The following is a 342-nucleotide window of genomic DNA, read 5'->3' on the forward strand; positions in this document are numbered from 1 at the left end:
CCCTGATTCTTGAAAGCTTCATCGCCTTCGAACGCGAAATTTCGATCATCGCCGCCCGTTTCCGGGACGGGACTGTGACCTGTTACGATCCGGCCGAAAACGTTCATCTGAACGGCATCCTGCACACATCCACCGTGCCGGCCGCACTTTCGGATGCCGCAAGGGGTATTGCCGTGAAATCGGCGGAAAAGCTGCTGGCCGATCTGAATTACGTCGGCGTTATCGGCATTGAGTTTTTCGTCCTGCCGGATGGATCGCTGGTCGCCAATGAAATGGCGCCCCGCGTGCACAATACTGGCCACTGGACGGAGGCGGCCTGTGTGATCTCGCAATTCGAACAGC

1 protein-coding gene is annotated in these 342 nt (G+C 57.6%); it reads left to right on the forward strand.

The features are described 5' to 3' along the window. The coding region (locus tag EN804_RS35175) for an ATP-grasp domain-containing protein (protein ID WP_135922342.1) at positions 1–342 on the forward strand (342 nt) is incomplete at both ends.

Origin of the sequence: Mesorhizobium sp. M8A.F.Ca.ET.161.01.1.1 (genome assembly GCF_004792105.1) — a bacterium.
Taxonomy (GTDB): domain Bacteria; phylum Pseudomonadota; class Alphaproteobacteria; order Rhizobiales; family Rhizobiaceae; genus Mesorhizobium.